2 protein-coding genes and 2 pseudogenes are annotated in these 1,455 nt (G+C 42.2%); all 4 read left to right on the top strand.

From position 1 onward, the window contains the following. A pseudogene (locus ACFILL_RS09185) lies at positions 1-424 on the top strand (phage tail protein); the annotation flags it as partial. 5 nt (positions 425-429) lie between these two features. Beyond that, on the top strand, positions 430-810 hold the full coding sequence (locus ACFILL_RS09180; RefSeq protein WP_375643822.1) for a phage tail protein: 381 nt from the start codon (positions 430-432) through the stop codon (positions 808-810). Beyond that, complete coding sequence (locus ACFILL_RS09175) at positions 807-1,031, top strand: tail protein X (protein WP_375643823.1); 225 nt, start codon at positions 807-809, stop codon at positions 1,029-1,031. Before ACFILL_RS09180 ends, ACFILL_RS09175 begins: the two co-directional genes overlap by 4 nt. Then, positions 1,028-1,455: pseudogene (locus ACFILL_RS09170) on the top strand (phage late control D family protein); the annotation flags it as partial. The gene ACFILL_RS09175 and the pseudogene ACFILL_RS09170, both read left to right, overlap by 4 nt.

Raw genomic sequence — 1,455 nt, 5'->3', positions numbered from 1 at the left:
GAAGAAATTAACCAGTTGGATGCCTAATTGGGTGAAAGAAAAGTTAGGGTTTAATGTTTCAATAGACAAGACTTCAAAGCAGACCATTAAAACCTTTACCGAAGAAACCAATGCACGTGCAAAAAAAATGGTTGATACAGTAGTGGTTACAAATACCCCACCTGAAAAACGCAAGAGTGGTTTTAATACAAGTGTCGTTGAAACAGGACAAATGCAGGCAACAAATAAAGTAGGTGCTTTTAAAGCTCCAAAGCCCATTACGGTTCATAAGCCCGTTGAAGTAGACGCCCGCGTGATGATTTCAAATTTAAATATTTCCGTCCCCAATGGTCTCAAGGACGAAATCAGAGACGCTGTCAATCAAGCACTTGAACGCTATGCAAAACAGCAACGTTTAGCCATAGCCTCTAGCCTTTCGGATTAAATACCATGATGTTAGCTTTGGGTGGTTTTATTTTTTCGATTGAAACAGCAGCTTATCAAACACTTGATATGTCTTATGGAGTTCCATGGGTAGAGCAAGGGCGATTGGGGAGAAAGGCTGCTCTTCAATTGCCTGCTGTTGCAAATGCGGAATTTTCTTTAGCAGGCGTGATTTATCCAGATTTCAAAGGTGGTCACAGACAGCTCGAATATTTACGGCAAATGGCACATGAAGGACCTCACATTCTTGTGACCGGTCAAGGCAAAATCTTAGGTAAGTTTGTCATTCTTTCTGTAGAGGAAAAACAAAGCGTTTTTCATCATAATGGCACCCCAAAAAAACAAGAATTTACAATAAAGTTGAGAGAATATGGTGAAGAGCTATGAGTGATCTTTACGTGACAAAAGAAGGCGATATAGTTGATGCCATTTGCTGGAGATACTATGCAAAGGGTCAACAAGCCCTTGCTGTTGAACGCGTTTATGCAGCAAATTTTGGTCTTGCAGACTATGGACCCATCTTAAAAGCAGGCATCACAATCGTTTTGCCAACCCTCCCCTATCCGAAAGCCACACCGGTAATCAGAATTTGGGGCAGTCAATCATGAAACCTTTTTGCACGGTTCTGGCAAATGGAGAGGACATCACAAGAATGCTGATGGACTATGTTTTGTCGATTGAAATTACCGATGAAGCAGAAAACAAAAGTGATCGTATCACTATAGAGCTTGATGACCGCGCACGTGACAGTGATAACGGCTTTCTTGATATTCCTCTTATCGGAACAATCATTTCCATAACACTTGGCTATGAAGGCGGAAAAAACCGCGATATGGGAGCCTATCTGATAGACGAAATCTCTGTAAGCAGCCCACCACAAAGCTTAAGCGTGACAGGGCGCGCCGCATCAATGAACACGTCTTATAGAACCCCAAAAAGCCAATCCTATCACCAGCAAACCCTTGGCAGTATTGTTCAAGAGATAGCAGAGCGTAATGGCTATACGCCAAAGGTTGATCCTTCTCTTGCAAA

The sequence above is a fragment of the Bartonella sp. AP20NXHL genome, from assembly GCF_042196165.1.
Lineage (GTDB): Bacteria > Pseudomonadota > Alphaproteobacteria > Rhizobiales > Rhizobiaceae > Bartonella.
This window is presented reverse-complemented; position numbering and strand designations above follow the sequence as displayed.